The organism is Flectobacillus longus, from assembly GCF_030056705.1.
GTDB lineage: Bacteria > Bacteroidota > Bacteroidia > Cytophagales > Spirosomataceae > Flectobacillus > Flectobacillus longus.
The window spans coordinates 20,992-38,631 of record NZ_JASHIC010000017.1; the positions used below are offsets into that span (position 1 = coordinate 20,992).

Genomic DNA, 17,640 nt, shown 5'->3' on the forward strand with positions numbered 1-17,640 from the left:
CAACAAGGTTTAGGGGTCTTGTAACGAAAGCCCCTAATACACGTTTAGCGTACCTTTTGTGACCAAGTCATTCTTGTTGCCGCAAGAATGACTTTTTTAAGATACATATCTATACTAAAAATATAGACTATATAGATTAATTACACAAATATAAATATTCAAATAAATGGAATCCAAATTATGAGGAAAAAAAAACCTCTTTTTGCTTAAATATTGTCTTATGGAGACAAACAATAGAGGAAATTTGCCTGAAAAGGGTCTATTAGGTTTTAAAAGTTGGTATATGCAATTTCCATTTCAAGAAGTGCGTAGCTCAAAGTTTTGCCATGCGTATCTATTGCCAACGATGTTGTAACTCCACCTAATAAGGCTTGTTGACAAACAAAAAGCAATGACGAAATATTAGGTAGTTCGTAACGAATAATCTCACCTTCTACGATTCCTTGTAAATGTTCTTGCACCTTTTGAGCAGTAATTTGAGTGCAAAGTAGTTCATAATCAGACTCTTTAAAAGGAATTAAAGATAGCGTAAGAGTATTGCCTTTGTCGCCTGCTCTGCTGTGGGCTATTTCGTAAAGTTTCATGCGCTTAAAATGTCTACGTTTGCTTTCAATAAATTTCTGTCAATTAAAATGGAGACGATTCCTATTACCTCATTTATATTTTTTCGCACACCCCCACCAGCCGCAGGACCATTGGTATAAAGTGCTTCTACTTCCTCTCCAACCAACGAGGCTTCGTCGGCAGTTGAGGCTTTTCCCGACACTCTCAATCTTACTTCGGGTAAATAGGACTCTTCTACTTTCATTTTAGCACTAAATTCTTCTCGAAAAATGGAATTTAAGCCGATGTAATCTATTCTGAATGTTTCAAAATTAGGCTTTAGTCTTTGTGATAAAATCTCACCCGCTAGTTTGGCTCGCCCGACGGCGTTGAATCCGGCATAAGAAATTTCACCTTCTCCAAGGTAAAATGCTTTATAACCGACACTTGCTTTGTAAGTTTCGGGTTTAGCCTTGCCTGTACCACCTGTAACCCAAATTTGGTTTTTGCCAATTTCTTCTAATTTGACTGTCGTAAAATCAGCAATTACATCAGGAGTATAATATTCATGTGGGTTTATGACCTCGTACAAAAGCTGTTCTTTGGCAGTTTGTAAAGTAATTTTGCCTCCAGTGCCTTTTACTTTACTAATAATAGCTGAACCATCGGCGTAAATATCAGCAAAAGGATGTCCCAGATTTTCTAATCCTTCTATCGGTTTCATAATGGGTTCGGCAAAATATCCACCAGTGATATGCCCCGCACATTCGAGTAGGTGTCCAATCACGGTGCCTTTTCCCAACAAATCAAAATCCTCTATTTGCCAGTCAAATTCATGAATCATGGGTGCCAAAAACAAAGAAGGGTCTGATACTCTTCCTGTTATAATTATTTGTGCATCAGCCTCTAATGCCTCCAAGATTCCATCAATACCCATATACGCATTGATAGAGATTACCTCATAGTCATTTAATGCTTGACCATTTTCCAAAATGGTAAAATGGGTTGAGCTATTTTTTACCCATTGTGTTGCATCATCGCCTGTCACGGCTGCTACTTTGAGGGGTAAATTTAATTCTTTGGCTATCTCAATGACTTTTTGAGCGGCTGCCAGTGGGTTCGCCGCCCCCATATTCGTGATGAGTTTTATTTGATTTTTGACTAATAATGGCAATAATGATTTGATTCGCTTCTCCAGAAGTGGATCATACCCTTTGGATGCGTCTTGTAATTTTCTTTTTTGGGCTAAGGCAATCGTTCTTTCTGCCAGACATTCTAGCACAAGATAGTCTAATTCGCCTTTTTCGGCCAATACAAGCGCTGGTTCTATTCTATCTCCCGAAAAACCTGCTCCGCATCCTATTCTTATTTTTTCTTTTTTCATTTGCTAAATATGTATCGAACCTGTCAGTAAAGCCATAATCGTCATCACCAGGGTGGTACCCCAAGCCCATTTGAAGGTAAATTTTTGATGTTCCCCCAATTCAACTTCTGTCAAACCAATCAATAAAAATGTAGATGCCGTCAAGGGGCTAATCGGAAACCCTACCGTCATTTGTCCCAGCAATGCAGCACGTCCTATTTCTAAAGAATCTAAATGAAATTGTGTTGCGGTTTGACTCAAAATAGGCACTACGCCAAAATAATAGGCATCTGGCGTGAAGAGAATACTCGCTGGCAAACTCGTAATAGCTGTAAGTAAAGGCAAAAGATTGGCATGATGCTGAGGAATCAACGAGACTAACTCGTTTGCCATGGCATCAATCATTTTGGTTCCTGTAAGAATCCCCGAAAAAATTCCCGCCACGAATATCATACTCGATACGAGAAAAATATTCATGCCGTGACCACGCAATACTTTTTGTTGGTCAGTCAATCGTGGATAGTTGATTAAAAGTGCCAACATACTTGCCAGTAAAAACAAAACAGGTGTAGGAATCAACCCTTTAATTAGCACCACAATTAAACTAATCGTCAAGATAGCATTGAGGATAATGAGTTTTGGGCGACGTAAACTTCTTTCATTTTCAGTTAAATTCTCCTGATGATTATAGGCAAAATCTACCACACCCAATCGTTTTCTTTCCTTCATCCCCAAAAAATACGCCACAAATAATACCCATGCGAGCCCAGCTAATATTGCAGGAATATTGGGGTTAAAAATATGTACAGCATCCGTTTTGAGTGTAGAAATAGCTCGTGCGGAAGTTCCAGACCAAGGTACAAGGTGCATAGGTCCAACACTCAGAGCAACAATACAAGGCAATATCAAACGATTGATTTTTAGCTGTTTGTAAATGGGAAAAAAAGCCGAAAGTACAATCATAAAAGTAGCAGTACCGTCGCCATCCAAATGCACAATCATGGTCAATATGGCTGTGCCAAGAATAACTTTGAGTGGGTCACCTTTTACATACTTGATAATAAAAGCCACCACTGGGTCAAAAAGTCCAGCATCGAGCATGGTAGCAAAATATAGTACCGCAAAGGTTAGCAAGATGCCTGTAGGCGCTACCTGCTTCATCCCTGCTAGCATCATTTCTCCTAATTCTTTAGGAGAAAACCCTGCAATAATTCCTGCCAAAAGTGGGACGATTACCAAAGCAGTAATCACCGAGAGTCTTTTGGTAATGATTAAAAATAAGAAAATAGCAATGGTCGAAAATCCTAATAGAGCGAGCATATTATCGAGCGTATATGTTATTCGAAAACGAGATAGTCATTAAAAAATGGGAGCAAATCATTCAAAACTCTGCCATCATTTGTCCAAATTTTGTTCACATGGTTTCCAATATATTCCTCTGCAAAATGCTTAATACCAAGGTTTTCTAATTTTTGACTAAACGCTCCGCACTGAATTGGAAAGCGTTGTGCGTCGTTTCTTCCCCAATCTAATTTTAGGGCTTTTAGTTTACGAAGATTATCAGCGTATTTATCTACCATTAATACAGGAAAATTTGCATTCCATTTATCAACAACCGCTTGATTTACTTGTAGACTATCGCCTTGATAGGTAAAAGGCATATCACAGTAAAAAGGAGGATTTGTAGGATTAGGTGACCAAGCACGACCCACGGCAACCAATACTTTTGGATAATACGTTTTTCTTAACTCTTCGACCGTTTTTATTTTGGAAAGTTCCTTAAATGAATCGCTATTGGCGCCAAATTCTTTGACCATCATCAATAATCCTGGACTCATGGCATACACCGAACTAAACACTTCTGGATATAACATCCCGATTTTGATTGCACCATAACCGCCCATCGAATGTCCACCAATACCTCTACTATTACGGTTTGCAATGGTTCTATATTTGCGGTCAATCACTTCCACCAACTCCTTGGCTTCAAATTCAGACCAGTTACCCGTGAGAGTTGAGTTACTATAAAAACTTCCTTCAAAAAGAGTATAATGGCTTGCAATAACTAAAATAAAAGGACGAATTTTAGCTTGAGCAATACTTTTGTCAAGAATCGCTTTCATACCTGTAGTAATACTATCATTGCCCATGAAGCCATGTAAATAGTACACCACAGGAAATCGTTTTTGTGTGCTTTCATAATTTGGAGGAAGATATACCGAGATTTTTCGGTTAGCATTTTCACCCCCTATATTTTGTAAGGTTTTAGCATTAATCACAAAGCTTTCGACTTTGCCAGAGACTCGTTGAGCCTTTATTTGACTGAAAAACAGACAAGTAATTAGCAGTAATAAAATTCTTTTCATAAATCAAATGTGTTTTTTGGATAGATATGTTTTAAAAGGGACTGAGTGAAAAGGCATTAAGGCACAAAGTGAATAGTTGTTTTACAACTTTTATCACTTTGTGCCTGTTGATTTTAATTCTATTTCACTGCCCAAATCTGAATCAAAACATGGTCAGGCTTGCGGATGCCTTTACATAAGAATAAGCTATTATTTACCCAATCATACTTTCCTTTGGGAGCTTCAAGTTTTGGAATAGTTCTAAAATAATATTGTGAAGGATCAACATTCTCGCCTTTGGCAATTTTAGCGGCTATTTCAGGTGATGCAACTCTCAATCCATTGTTTTTCACATAAATAATCACTCCATCATCCGTTTTGATTTGATAGTTGGCATCTAGCTCAGCAACGCCGTCGCTTCTCACAATTTGCCAGTCAGCACCTCCAGACAATACTTCTCCTTTTATACTTGGTCCTTCAAATGTACCTCCAACAATTGGAATGATGCGTCGCAGTCCATGTGGTGTTTGACCTACCGTGAGAGCCTCGCTTAGCAAAACTTTTATTTCACAGAAAAAAGCTAAGCCCGGTGCTGGTGGCTCGGGAGTTGTCAGGCCGTGCAATTGTAGCCAATCGCCAAAGCGCTCTATCCACGTATCGGTAGGAATGTTTTTCTTACTCATACCGAATCCATGACCACCTTTTTCGTAAATATGTAACTCGGCAGGTTGTTTGGCTTGAGTCCATTTACCGTAAATCGAGGAGCTATGTAAAGTAAAGCCTAATTGATCATCCGAAGCGGCTGCCACAAAAATCGGCGTAGGCTGAGTTGGGACTTTATTGCCCAAAATAGCTTTTTCGTAGGCATAAATAGGCGCAACAAAATTGGGTCTTTCAGCATCGTTGGCTGTATAAACTACCGACATGGTTAAGGTTCCTCCTGCCGAAAATCCCATCATGCCAATTTTGTTTGGATTGACATGAAATTTCTCAGCGTTCTGGCGAATATATTGAATCGCCTTACGTCCATCTTGCGTAGCCAAAGGAATCACTGCCGCATTTTCTTGGTCGAGCGCTTTCATATTGCTCATTTTACCCATGATTTCGGTAATGGGATTATCCGTAAAAGAGCGTGCAACTCGGTATTTTAATACAAAAGCAGCAATACCTCTTTCATTCAGCCATTTTGCTACATCAACGCCTTCATTATCAATTGATAAGGTATGAAAAGCTCCTCCTGGTGCAACCACAATAGCAGTACCATTTGCTTTATTAGGGTTAGGTAAATAGGCAGTAATAGTTGGGTCAACGATATTATAGGCTGTTCGACCACCCCAATTAGCATTGGTTAACACTGATTCTTGCCAAGTCCAGTTTTCTGAGCCTGGGGCTTTGCCTTCGTACAATTGGATAACTTCTTGTGCATGAGCCGTATATCCGAGTAAAACGCCCAATATGTAGGTAAGTATTTTTTTCATAGTAAAAGGTTTTGTATTATTTCATTCCCATTCTAATAGCCCCATCCAAACGGATTACCTCGCCATTGAGCATGGTGTTTTCAATGATTTGCTGTACCAATTTCGCAAATTCTTCAGGTTTTCCTAGTCTTGAGGGAAAAGGAATTTGCTGTGCTAAAGATGCTTGTGCTTCGCTAGACAAATTAGCAAGTAAAGGCGTTTCAAAAATCCCAGGAGCAATGGTCATCACTCGAATACCCATACGAGCAAATTCACGAGCAATTGGCAGGGTCATAGATACCACACCACCTTTAGAAGCTGAATATGCTGCCTGTCCGATTTGTCCATCAAAAGCTGCTACCGAAGCGGTATTGATTACTATTCCTCTTTCTCCATGTTCGTTTGGCGTATTATGTTGCATGACATTTGCGCCCAAACGAAGTACATTAAATACACCTACTAAATTGACTTGAATGACTTTTTGAAAAAATTCTAAATCATGAGGACCGTCTTTGCCTACAACTCTTTTGGCAGGACCGATACCCGCACAATTGATGACCCCGTTGATTTGTCCGAATACAGACAAGCCCTTTTCGATAGCTTGCTTTACCTGTACTTCGTCTACGATATCAGTTTTATAAAAAAGCGCCGAATCGCCCAAACTTACTTGAGCAAGTTGCCCAGCTTGCTCGTTAATATCTAGTAAAATAACTTTTCCGCCTTGCGAAATAATGTTTTGTGCCGTAGCCAAACCCAGCCCTGAGGCACCACCAGAAATGAGAAATATGTTTGATTGTATATTCATCGTAAAAAAGAAAAACCCTCAATACGTCAATAAAAGGGGATTTTTTAAGGAATAAGATTGAGCAATATGCTCGTATGAATGGTTTTTTGGATAATAATTTAATAGAAGTAAACCTTTACTGACGATTGAGGGATATGGGTTGTTGCTTTCGGCTATGAGCTGTCAGCTTTTTGAGAAATATCTATTCATAATGACTAAACAATTGATTGACTAAAGCTTTTCGATTTGATAAAACAGCACGTTGGTTGAGCGAACCTTTGTCTGTTATCTCGCCTTTGTCAATCGATGGCGGTTCGTGGGCAATAATAACTTTGCCAATACTAGTCGAACTACCTGTGGCATGAGCGTTAAAGTCATTCATCCATGTATTTATAAATGTTTTTACCGACGAATGTTCGTACAACTCTGATACGCAGACCTGCGTTGTATGTCCTGTCAGCGTGCAACAAGCTTCGATATTGAGAAACAAAATCAAACCAATATAGTCTTGGTCGAGCCCAGCAATCACTACATCTTGAATAATGGGCGAACCAGAAGAAATAATCTTGGTTTTCATCACGCCAACATTGACCCAAGTACCAGTTGAGAGTTTAAAATCTTCGGCTATTCTTCCATCAAAAACCAATCCTTTGTCAGGGTTATTCTCGTCCAAAAACTTTACTGCATCGCCTGTTTTATAAAAGCCTTCTTCATCAAAAGCTTGTAAAGTTGCCTCTGGGTTTCGCCAATAACCTTTTGTTACATTAGCAGCTCGGTATCTAGCTTCCCATTTGTCACCCAAAGACACCAATTTTACTTCTAGCCCTGCTACTGGGACTCCTAATAAGCCTGAAAAAGCGCCGCCCCAATTGGCAAAAAGAGCCGAAGGTCCTGATTCTGTACAACCTAAACCTGTCACAATAGGTACTTTTACGCCGATGGTCTGAATAGCAAGTTCTTCCAACTTATTCCAGATAGGTTGCGCCAAACTAGCACCAGCATAAAAAATGATTTGAAGATTTTTGAAAAAAGTGTTTCTTAATTGTTCTTCTTTTTCCAGATATGGAATCAACATTTCAAAACCTTTCGGTACATTGAAATAAGCCGTGGGAGATATTTCTCGGAGATTTTTTACCGTTTCTTCAATTCCCTTACTACTTGGTTTTCCATCGTCTATATAGAGTGTGCCACCATTATGGAGTGCCAGGCCAAAATTATGATTACCTCCAAAGGTATGGTTCCACGGGAGCCAATCTATAAAGACAGGAGCTTGATCCTGCATAAAAGGAAAACTCTGTGTAATCTGTTGGAGATTGGCACACCACATTTGTTGTGTATTAATTACACCTTTGGGTAAGCCCGTTGAGCCCGATGTGAATAAAATTTTAGCAACAGTATCACCTTTAACCTTTTTGTGAGCTTGTGCTACGTCATCACAAAAAACTGATTGTCGCCAAGAGGCTATATTTGTAAAGTTGTCTCCCTGTGATACTAGTATTGTAACTTCTGGAAATGTATTTTTGATAAATTGAATAGCTCTTGTATAAGCTTGCTCAGATTGTACAAAAACAAGTTTTGGAGTCATTTTCTCCAAACAATGACGAAGTTTAGAAAAGTCTTCCGACACCAAAGAATACGCAGGTGAAATCGGTGAATATGCAATACCTATATGCACAGAAGCCAAGGCTAAAAGGGCATGCTCCAAGCTATTTTCGGAAAGTATAACTATGGTATCATTCTCCTCAAAACCCATATCTAATAGATTTTGAGCTATTGAGCACATTTGTTGATAGGTATCTGCGTAGCTTAGTTCTTGCCAAATACCCTCTTTGTTACGCTGAGCAATAAAAGTTTTTTCTGGTTGTTGAATCGACCATTCCCCAAGTCTATCAGTAATAGTTTCGGGAAAAGGTTTTAACTCACTATTTAACCGAAACAAAATGCTACCATCAGAATTGTGGGTCTTGATGGTTTGGGTGGGGCCAAAAGCTACATTCTTGAACTCCATAACTTGAAAGAGATAAAATATTTTTTAATCGAAAATGCCCAATCCAATATAGTTACTGAACTTTTGCGCATCGCCTACTTTACAGTCATTACTACAACTTATTCGCCAACTTTTTTAGCTCTTCCTTCCAAAAAGTCTTTTAATCTCTGTTTGGCTTCGGGAGCACTTTGAGCAATAGCCGCCATCATACTTTCCAATAAAAGCCCTTCTGTTTGACCGCTATCTGCTATTCTTGGCAATACATGTGTAAGAGCATAATTGGTCATTCCAGCGTTGGAAGCTATTTTCAGTGCGAGTTCTTTTCCCTTTTCTAATCCTTGTCCTTCGTCAACTAAGTATTGTGCCAATCCGATTCGTTCGCCTTCTTCGGCATGATACACACGCCCCGTAAGCATCATATCTGTCATACGAGCCATGCCAATTAATTTGGGTAGTCGAACGGCGGCTCCACCACCGACAAATATTCCTCTTTGTCCTTCGGGTAAGGCATAAAATGTACTTTTATCAGCCACTCGAATATGACAAGCCGCTGCTAATTCCAGACCACCACCAACTACTGCACCGTGTAATACAGCGACTACTGGAACGGATCCATATTGTACTTTTTCGAGTACTCTATGCCACATTCTTGAATGAAAAATGCCTTGTACAGCATCACGTTCCTTTAGTTCAGAAAGGTCTAAGCCTGCTGAAAAATGCTTACCCATTCCGTAAATAATGGCACAACGAATATGGGAAGGAATATTTTCGAAAACAGTTTCGATACCTAATATAAGTGCATCATTAAAGGCATTTCGTTTGTCTGGACGATTGAGTCCTATCCATAAAATATCACCTTCCTCACGTATTTGTAAGGTGTCAGGGACTGATTTTGTTACCATCATCGATTATAAGAATCTCTTGTTGTTGCTGTTATAACTTGGCTTTTTGGGTTCAAGAATCAACTTCTGTGATATACTTCTCTTTAGTTAAAATAAGGGTTAAGTATTTAGGTATTTTAACTTACTTTATCGGTAGACAAATACCAAGTCATGAGTCCTGCAAGGGCTGTTGGAATGGCAAAAATCAAGAAATTTGTGCTCATAGATAGTCCTAATCCGATTAAAACACCACCAACTGCTGGACCAATAATGCCTCCTAGTCGACCAATGCCAATCGACCAACCAACGCCTGTAGTTCGGAATTCGGTTGGGTATATACGTGCAGAAACTGCGTAGAGTCCCACAAATCCTCCTTGAATACCAAATCCTAATAAGCCAAAGACGATTATAATCCAGTCTGTTCCTACAAAAACTTTGAAAATCGCCATCAAAATCGCCGTTAATACCAATATCGTTCCGATGGTTTTCTTTAAGCCATATTTGCTTGAAAAATATCCTTGCGTGATTATCCCTACAAAAGCGCCAACATTAAATACTGTTCCTGCATAAATTGCCAATTCGATTGAAAGTCCTGCTGACGAAGCCAGCTTTGGTATCCAACTGGTAAGAAAATATAGTGTCGCAAAAGATAGAAATAGTGCTACCCACAACTGAATGGTAGATAGTCGAAACGTTGGACTCAATAATAATTTGATAGGAATTTTCTGAAAAATTGTTGGTTTTTCAGGCAAAGTAACGATAGTTTCTTTACCCATTTTTGACAATAAATCATTAGCTTTTGCTAAGGCTCCTTCTGGTTGTGATTTTAGGTAAAAATCTAAAGATTCAGCCAAAAAGAAGTAAACTACTGGTACAGAACCCAATGTACAGCATCCTGCTAATTGAAAAATCGAATGCCAACCATAAGTAGGAATAATTTTGGCTGCGACCATTCCTGATAAAACGGCACCAATCGGATAGCCTGAAAGGGCAAAACTTACCCAAAAATCTTTCGTGGTAGGTGGCGCGTATTCCGACGTTAATGCGGCAGTACTTGCAAGCATACAACCTATTCCTAAACCGTTGATAAAGCGAAAGAATATTAATTGATTTACTGATTCAGCAAAAGAGGTAATAAAAATCGTTACTCCCATTAGTAAGCCACTGATAATCATCATTTTTTTACGTCCAAGTTTATCCGCATAAGGTGCAATAATCAAAGCACCAACCGACATTCCCACCAATCCCGAACTAAAGACAAGACCTAAAGCTTCGGCACCAATACTCCACGCTTTGGTGATGGCTGGTGCTGCATACGAAATGACCATTACATCCATACCATCAAGCATATTCATCAAAAAACAAACCAATATGCTACTGTATTGCAAAGAAGTCATCTTCGCAGGTTGATTCAATGTTACGTGGGACATAAATTATTGAGTGATTGATGGATGAGTGATTTAGTGATTATTTTAATCAAACGTAGAGATACAAAGCCTTGATTTTTACATCCAATTTGTTCATTGAAAAATATTTACTATGCTAAGCTATGGAGCTAGATTAAGATTATGTTTTAATGATTTTATATAAATCACTCATTCACAAATCACTAAATAACTCAATAACACTATTGGAGCTTAAGCATCTTAATGGCATTTTCTTTCAGAATCAAAGGTTTTACTTGTTCTTTAAAACCTGCTTCGTCAAAGTCTTTAATCCATCTTTCTGGAGTAATTAAGGGAAAATCTGTTCCAAAAAGCATTCTGTCCTTGAGTAAAGTATTGGCATACTGAACCAATTGTGGTGGAAAATACTTGGGTGACCAACCACTTAAATCAATGTACACATTGGGTTTGTGCATGGCTACAGATAAGGCTTCATCTTGCCAAGGCCAACTCGGATGTGCAATAATGATAGGACAATCAGGGAAGTCTATAGCAACATCATCCAAATGAATCGGATTAGAGTATTCTAACCGAAGTCCACCGCCACCACGCACACCACTTCCAAACCCAGAATGTCCCGAATGAAAAAGCATTGGTAATTGATATTCAGCAATAACTTCGTATAGATGATACGCCATTTTATCTTGTGGATAAAAACCCTGTACTGTCGGATGAAACTTAAAGCCTTTGACGCCATAATTTTCAATCAAATCTCTTGCTTCACGTGCTCCCATACGTCCTTTATGAGGGTCGATACTCGCAAAAGCAATCATGACATCATCATTTTTTAATGCTCCTTCTGCTACTTCTATATTAGGAATTCGTCGCTTTCCAACATTAAATTCTGAATCTACTGTAAACATCACAAAAGCCATATTTCGCTCACGATAGTAATCCGCTGTTTCTTGAATCGTAGGGCGTTTGTCTGATTTGAAATACTTAGCAAATGCCTCATCAAACTCGCTTCGGTAATCGTCGTGTGGTTGACAACACGATACTTCGGCATGCGTATGTACATCAATTGCGATAACTTTCTGAATATCAATCATATTTTCAAAATAATTTTATTTCATCCAAATATCTCCAGCAGGTTTTTGTCCCGATTTCACCCAGCTTCTTAGTTCATCAAACGCACTACCTGTTTGTTGAGCTGTAAATACACAATGCCCTTGTCCAGTGGTATATCGTACTTTAAAAAACTGGTCTTTTTGCTGATGATGCACCATATTTTCAAAATTTACTACGCCATAGGTCGGCGGAATCAATTGATCATAAACGGTATGAAGCAAAAAAACTGGTTTGTTGATATTGCCTGTTCGGTCATATTTTCCAAAAATCATATTCGGATTTACATTTGCCTCCAAACGTTCAGCTTTGTGATTGACCAAATCATTATCTGGGAAACCACTATAAACTGTATTGGTATTATCAAAAGGGTTACCTCCCGCTTTTTGGGCTAAATCACGAAGTACATTTTCATTAAAAAATAACGAGAATGGCAAATCATCTAGTTTCAGATCAAAGCGTTTGGCAAAAGCCACCGCCAAAAGTGAATCTTTACTAACGATTGCTTTACGAATTGCCATTGCTTTGGCAACCATTGTACGACCTCCTTCACTTGGGCTAGACTTTTTGCTTAAATCAAAAATTTCTTTGAGTGATGGCACAATGCCAGGAAATAGTCCATTGAAGGTCGCATACATATCGAATTCTTTGCGACACTGCAAATAGGGTCTACTTGACAAAGGACAAAGTGGTAAACCTCCGTGATAGTTGTCGCCAAAATTTTCGATAGTCGCCACCGTAATACCACCGCCCATCGAATGCCCAACCATAAACGTAGAGTCAGGTTTTCCGTATTGTTTGACAAAATATTGTCGTAAACTTTCTGTATCATCTACTCCCTGCGGAAGCGCAAAACCTTGATATTGATAGTCAGATGCAGCCACGGCAAAGCCTCTTGACAAAAATGGGCTCATGCGATTAATAAATTCAGGATTTTGACTTTGAAGCGGTTTGGTACCCATAAACTCATATCCATGAGCATACATTACCAACTTGCCTTTCCAGTTAGGTGGAAAAATAATGCGGTATCTAGCGCCATTGAGTTGTCCAGAATCAATCTTTGCTACTTGCGCTACCAAACTATGTGTGAGCAATAGCAAAAGAAATAGTTTTTTAAACATAACAGTTAGAAATTCTTCTATCTATTCAGAGAATAATTTTAAATTTTGTCGAGATTTCTACCATCAAAAATCCCTATTCAACAATCATATTAGGCTTCTCCCCAAACTTTGATAGCTGTATTTACTACCAATTCAATCTTGCGCCATTGGTCGTCATGAGTTAGGTCATTGCCATGGTGTGTTGAAGAAAAACCGCATTGTGGGCTTACACAGAGATTTTCGAGTGGCATATATTGCGCCGCCTCATCAATACGTTTGCATAAATCATCAATATTTTCTAGCTCTTTTACCTTTGAAGAAATGATTCCTAATACCACATGTTTGTTTGTAGGTACAAATCTCAAAGGAGCAAAATCACCGCTTCTTTCATCATCATATTCCAAGAAATACGCGTCTACATTGATTTCGTTAAACAAAATTTCTGCTACAGGTTCATAGCCACCTTCAGCAAACCAAGTACTTCTATAATTTCCACGGCAAAGGTGAATTCCAACAGTTAAATCACTTGGACGATTGTCAATTACCGAATTGATGAGGGCAGCATACGTGCGTGGCAATTCATTGGGGTCTTCTCCTCTTTCTGCTGCGGCAGCACGCATTTTGGGGTCGCACAAATACGCCAAATTAGTATCATCCAATTGTAAGTAACGTAATCCTGCTGCGTATAAATGGTCTATTTCTTGTTTGTAGGCTTTTGACAAATCATGAAAAAACTCATCCATATCTGGGTAAGCCTGAATGTCAATCGATTTGCGACCACCACGAAAGTGAATCATCGTTGGCGACGGAATACTTACTTTGGGAGTTTGGGTAACGATAGATTTTAGGTAATTAAAATCGGCAACTTGAATATCTTTTTGATGCTGGAGTTTTCCTGTTACACTTAAAACAGGAGGTTTGAATCCATCTTCAGCCACTTTTGCATTTGGATTGGCGTCCATACCTCCTGTCACTGTCACCCCCGCAAGCTCTTTCAAAAAGTCTAAATGGAAATAATCTCTGCGAAATTCACCATCAGTGATAGCTTTCATCCCTGTAGATTCAAGCTTTTTGACGGTTTCTAGAATAGCAGCATCTTCAATAGCTCGTAATTCTTCGGCTGGAAGATTACCTAATTTCCACTCGTGACGATTTGTTTTTACAGACTCTGTACGAAGCAAACTTCCTACATGGTCGGCTCTAAAAGGAGGTTTCATAATTAATTAGTATTAAAATTGGATTGAAGGGGTATTTTGGTATTTTTTCAAATGACTATTATAGCCTTTTGATTATTTAAAGTGTTGTACTCAAGGGTGACACAAAATTGTAGCGTTTGGAAGAGAATAAATAGGCGATATCAAAGTAATATTATGCAAAAACAATCAATTAGAATTATTTCTATATTGTTTTGGAGTTAAAAGTGTTTTTGCTTTAAAAAAACGACTAAAGTCGCTTGGGTCAACTTTTCCCAAACGAAAGGCAATTTCTCCAATACTCAAATCCGTTTGACTTAACAAAACTTTTGCTTCCAAAATTCTCATTTCTTCTAATAGTTCATGAGCTGATTTCCCAGTTGTTGTTTTGACCGATTTGTGTAAATGATTAGGTGAAACAGATAAAAAATCGGCAAATTCCTGCACTGTTTTTTTCTCATAAATCAAACTTGATAAAGCATCTTTGTAGCGTTGGGTTAAGTAAGTTGCCGCATTTTGAAGAGATTTAGGCTTGCTCTTTTCTTGTAACTTAAATTCAGTTAAAAGGGTCGTTAAATACAAAGGTAACAGCTCAAATCGTTCGGGCTGGTTCTTCTTATATTCTTGTAGTGTCAACTCAAATAATTCAATAACTTGCTTATTATCAATTAATTCAAATACAGGATTTCCTGTAAGTTGGAAAAAGGGAAGTTCTTTAAAAATAGGAAGATTAAATCTTTTTTGCTGAAAGATTTCAGGTAAAAAATGAAGATAATACCCTTCGGCATCCTCACTGACAAATTCTATAGAAGTTATCTGGTCGGAAGGTAAAGCAAATAGCGTATTAGGACCTATTTCGTATTGAGTTAGACCTTTACTTCGTAGTACTTTTCCTTTCGTTAGAAAAATCATAAAATATACCAAACGACGATGCGGTTGTAGAGGTAGTTGTAAATGTATTTTATAATGCTCAACCCGTTCGATATGAAATTGGTCATATACTTTGGATACCACAGGCTTCCAGTTTCCAAACAGATATTCATCAAATTGGGAAGGATTCAATACTGGAATTTTAGCATTAGCCTGTTTTTGAGCCATTTTATTATATTTTTGATGATAGTTTTTAGGTAAAATCAATCAATATTATTTGATTTCTCAAAGTAAATCTATACCGACGAAAATCAAAAATAGAGATTTCTACTTTTCTCTTTAAAGTCTTTTGGAGATAACCCTACAACCTTTTTAAAGAGTCTAGAGAAATAGGCAGGGTCATCAAAATTGACCTGATATGCCACTTCTGCAATACTCAAATTAGTGTACAAAAGATATTTTTTTGCTTCCTCTACAAAAAAATCATGTACACATTGAATAGCGGATTTGTCGGTTACAGTACGACAAACCCGATTGAGATGCACAATCGTAATCTTTTGTTCTTCGGCATATTGAGTAATACTTTTTTGTGGACTATAAGAGTCTTTAATACTTTTGACAAAGCTTCGGTAAATAGATAGACTCCGTTGATTGCTTACTAATTTCTGTTGGTTTTGAGCACTCGTTAATCGAAAAATCTCAATACACAACATTCCTAAAACGGCTTGTATTGAGAAGTTTTTCTCTAAATAAGTACTATTTTCTTCTTCTCTAATTCTGTCGATTAAATTTTTTACTTTCAAGAAATTGTCAGGGTAATCATTTAATAATAAGCACGTTATTTCTTGAAAAGCCAAGCTGATGGTTGGTGCCGTTTGTAACAATCTATCCCAATACGACGACGATACAGTAAGTACAATCCCCGATAATCCTGCCACAAATACGAATCCATGCAGAGTGTTAGGCGGAATAATCACCAAGGTCATGCCATTTGTTTGCCAAGTATGATGTGCACTTATGATTTTTGCTTCACCATCTTCCAAACAAAATATCTGCCACAAATCTGTATGAATATGCGATTCTATTTGCCAGTTGTGTAGTTGACTTCGAGCCTCCAAAGGTTCGCAATGTACAAAATCAGGTAACCACCGTCGTTGTGCATCGCCATAAAGTCCCGAATAATTAATAATTCTATTTTTCATTTGATGAATTCTTGATGTATGTCGTATTGGTATATAATCTTTTCAAGGTAAACTATTTATATTTTTAGCTTACAATATAATGCCAATGTTTATTTTGTCCAAATAATACCGTAATTCGTCCAAAAATAAACCTACAAGCAACTTCTATCTTTGCTTCATCAATTAAAAGTCTGGCCAGTCTTTAAATCATATTTAACGAAAAAATCTATCATAAACTCATGACGAAGCACTCAACCAAAGTCGGTATCATTGGTGCAGGACCAGCCGGACTTACACTTGCCTTATTACTTCAAAGAAAAGGAATCGATTGTATAATTCTTGAAAACCGTAGTCGCCAATATGTGGAATCTCGTGTTCGAGCAGGCTTGTTAGAACAAAATACAGTTGATTTAATTCGTGAACTAGGTGCATCCGAACGACTTGATAAAGAGGGACTTGAGCACCATGGTGTTTATCTGAGTTTTAATGGTGTTCGCCAACGTGTACCTTTCAAAGAGCTAACAGGTGGTCGTTGCATCACCATTTATGGACAGCAAGAAGTAGTCAAAGATTTGATTCAAGCTAATTTAGACAGAGGAATTGAAATTCTTTTTGAAGCTCATGCTAAGCATATTGAAGGTATCGAAACCGAAAACCCAAGTATTTTTTACGAACATAACGGCGAAGAACATGAATTGTCTTGCGACTTTGTAGCAGGTTGTGATGGCTATCATGGTATTGGTCGTCAGCATTTGCCCAAAGATACTTACAACGAATTTAGAATTGAATATCCCTTTAGTTGGTTAGGTATTTTAGCAAATGTTGCCCCTTCATCTGACGAGCTGATTTATGCCTACCACGAAAGAGGATTTGCTTTGCATAGTCTTCGTTCTGAGACAGTTAGTCGCTTGTATATTCAGGTTGAGAACGATGACACAGTAGATAACTGGTCAGATGAAAAAATTTGGGAAGAGCTATCTATTCGATTAGGAACCGAAGGTTGGAAGTTACAAAGTGGTCCAATTTTCGAAAAAAGTATAACTCCTATGCGCAGTTTCATGATTGATAATATGCAACATGGACGTTTGTTTTTGGCAGGTGATGCTGCTCATATTGTACCGCCAACAGGAGGAAAAGGGTTGAATTTGGCAGTAGCAGATATTCGTTTTCTGGCATCTGCTTTGACTAATTGGTATGATAATCAGGATGATAGTCTTCTACAAAGCTATTCACAGGATTGTTTAAGAAGAATTTGGCGTGCACAGGATTTCTCCAACTTTATGACTTATCTATTTCATAAGCAGGCGGCGCATGGTTCATTTGAAAATTTACTCCAAAAATCAAAATTTGATTATATAGGTATCTCCAAAGCCCAAGCTACAACCATAGCTGAAAACTATGTAGGTCTGAAAGAAATTTGAATTAA

General features: G+C 38.1%; 15 protein-coding genes. 1 reads left to right on the forward strand and 14 read right to left on the reverse strand.

The features are described from left to right. Nucleotides 1–269 precede the first annotated feature (269 nt). From QM491_RS13825 to QM491_RS13890, 14 genes are all read right to left on the reverse strand, one after another. A complete protein-coding gene (locus QM491_RS13825) occupies nt 270–584 on the reverse strand; it encodes an AtuA-related protein (RefSeq protein ID WP_283328074.1) in 315 nt (104 codons plus the stop codon). Further along, nucleotides 581–1,927, reverse strand: coding sequence for an acyclic terpene utilization AtuA family protein (locus QM491_RS13830; RefSeq protein ID WP_283328075.1), 1,347 nt, complete (start codon nt 1,925–1,927; stop codon nt 581–583). Before QM491_RS13830 ends, QM491_RS13825 begins: the two co-directional genes overlap by 4 nt. A 3-nt stretch (nt 1,928–1,930) precedes the next feature. Then, complete coding sequence (locus QM491_RS13835; RefSeq protein WP_283328076.1) at nt 1,931–3,226, reverse strand: CitMHS family transporter; 1,296 nt, start codon at nt 3,224–3,226, stop codon at nt 1,931–1,933. A 17-nt stretch (nt 3,227–3,243) separates the two neighbouring features. After that, on the reverse strand, nt 3,244–4,272 hold the full coding sequence (locus tag QM491_RS13840) for an alpha/beta hydrolase (protein ID WP_283328077.1): 1,029 nt from the start codon (nt 4,270–4,272) through the stop codon (nt 3,244–3,246). Nucleotides 4,273–4,391: 119 nt separating this feature from the next. Further along, the gene (locus QM491_RS13845; RefSeq protein WP_283328078.1) at nt 4,392–5,729 is read right to left on the reverse strand and encodes a DUF3237 family protein; all 1,338 of its coding nucleotides are present in this window, start codon (nt 5,727–5,729) and stop codon (nt 4,392–4,394) included. A 16-nt stretch (nt 5,730–5,745) separates the two neighbouring features. After that, a complete protein-coding gene (locus QM491_RS13850; protein WP_283328079.1) occupies nt 5,746–6,513 on the reverse strand; it encodes a 3-hydroxyacyl-CoA dehydrogenase in 768 nt (255 codons plus the stop codon). Between the two features lie 181 nt (nt 6,514–6,694). After that, entirely contained in the window at nt 6,695–8,500 is a 1,806-nt protein-coding gene (locus QM491_RS13855; RefSeq protein WP_283328080.1) for a feruloyl-CoA synthase, read from the reverse strand. A 98-nt stretch (nt 8,501–8,598) separates the two neighbouring features. Further along, nucleotides 8,599–9,384: a crotonase/enoyl-CoA hydratase family protein gene (locus QM491_RS13860; protein WP_283328081.1), complete on the reverse strand. Its 786-nt coding sequence runs from the start codon at nt 9,382–9,384 to the stop codon at nt 8,599–8,601. 113 nt (nt 9,385–9,497) lie between these two features. After that, complete coding sequence (locus tag QM491_RS13865) at nt 9,498–10,790, reverse strand: MFS transporter (RefSeq protein WP_283328082.1); 1,293 nt, start codon at nt 10,788–10,790, stop codon at nt 9,498–9,500. Between the two features lie 197 nt (nt 10,791–10,987). Next, entirely contained in the window at nt 10,988–11,854 is an 867-nt protein-coding gene (locus QM491_RS13870; RefSeq protein ID WP_283328083.1) for an amidohydrolase family protein, read from the reverse strand. A gap of 15 nt (nt 11,855–11,869) precedes the next feature. Continuing rightward, nucleotides 11,870–12,991: an alpha/beta hydrolase family protein gene (locus QM491_RS13875; RefSeq protein WP_283328084.1), complete on the reverse strand. Its 1,122-nt coding sequence runs from the start codon at nt 12,989–12,991 to the stop codon at nt 11,870–11,872. 89 nt (nt 12,992–13,080) lie between these two features. Then, a complete protein-coding gene (locus QM491_RS13880) occupies nt 13,081–14,187 on the reverse strand; it encodes a 5-methyltetrahydropteroyltriglutamate--homocysteine S-methyltransferase (RefSeq protein WP_283328085.1) in 1,107 nt (368 codons plus the stop codon). Between the two features lie 165 nt (nt 14,188–14,352). Next, nucleotides 14,353–15,261, reverse strand: a complete 909-nt coding sequence (locus QM491_RS13885) for a helix-turn-helix domain-containing protein (RefSeq protein WP_283328086.1) — start codon at nt 15,259–15,261, stop codon at nt 14,353–14,355. 83 nt (nt 15,262–15,344) lie between these two features. Next, on the reverse strand, nt 15,345–16,235 hold the full coding sequence (locus tag QM491_RS13890; protein ID WP_283328087.1) for a helix-turn-helix domain-containing protein: 891 nt from the start codon (nt 16,233–16,235) through the stop codon (nt 15,345–15,347). Nucleotides 16,236–16,453: 218 nt separating this feature from the next. Here QM491_RS13890 and QM491_RS13895 point away from each other — a divergent pair, with 218 nt between their 5' ends. Further along, the gene (locus QM491_RS13895) at nt 16,454–17,635 is read left to right on the forward strand and encodes a 4-hydroxybenzoate 3-monooxygenase (RefSeq protein ID WP_283328088.1); all 1,182 of its coding nucleotides are present in this window, start codon (nt 16,454–16,456) and stop codon (nt 17,633–17,635) included. Nucleotides 17,636–17,640 lie beyond the last annotated feature (5 nt).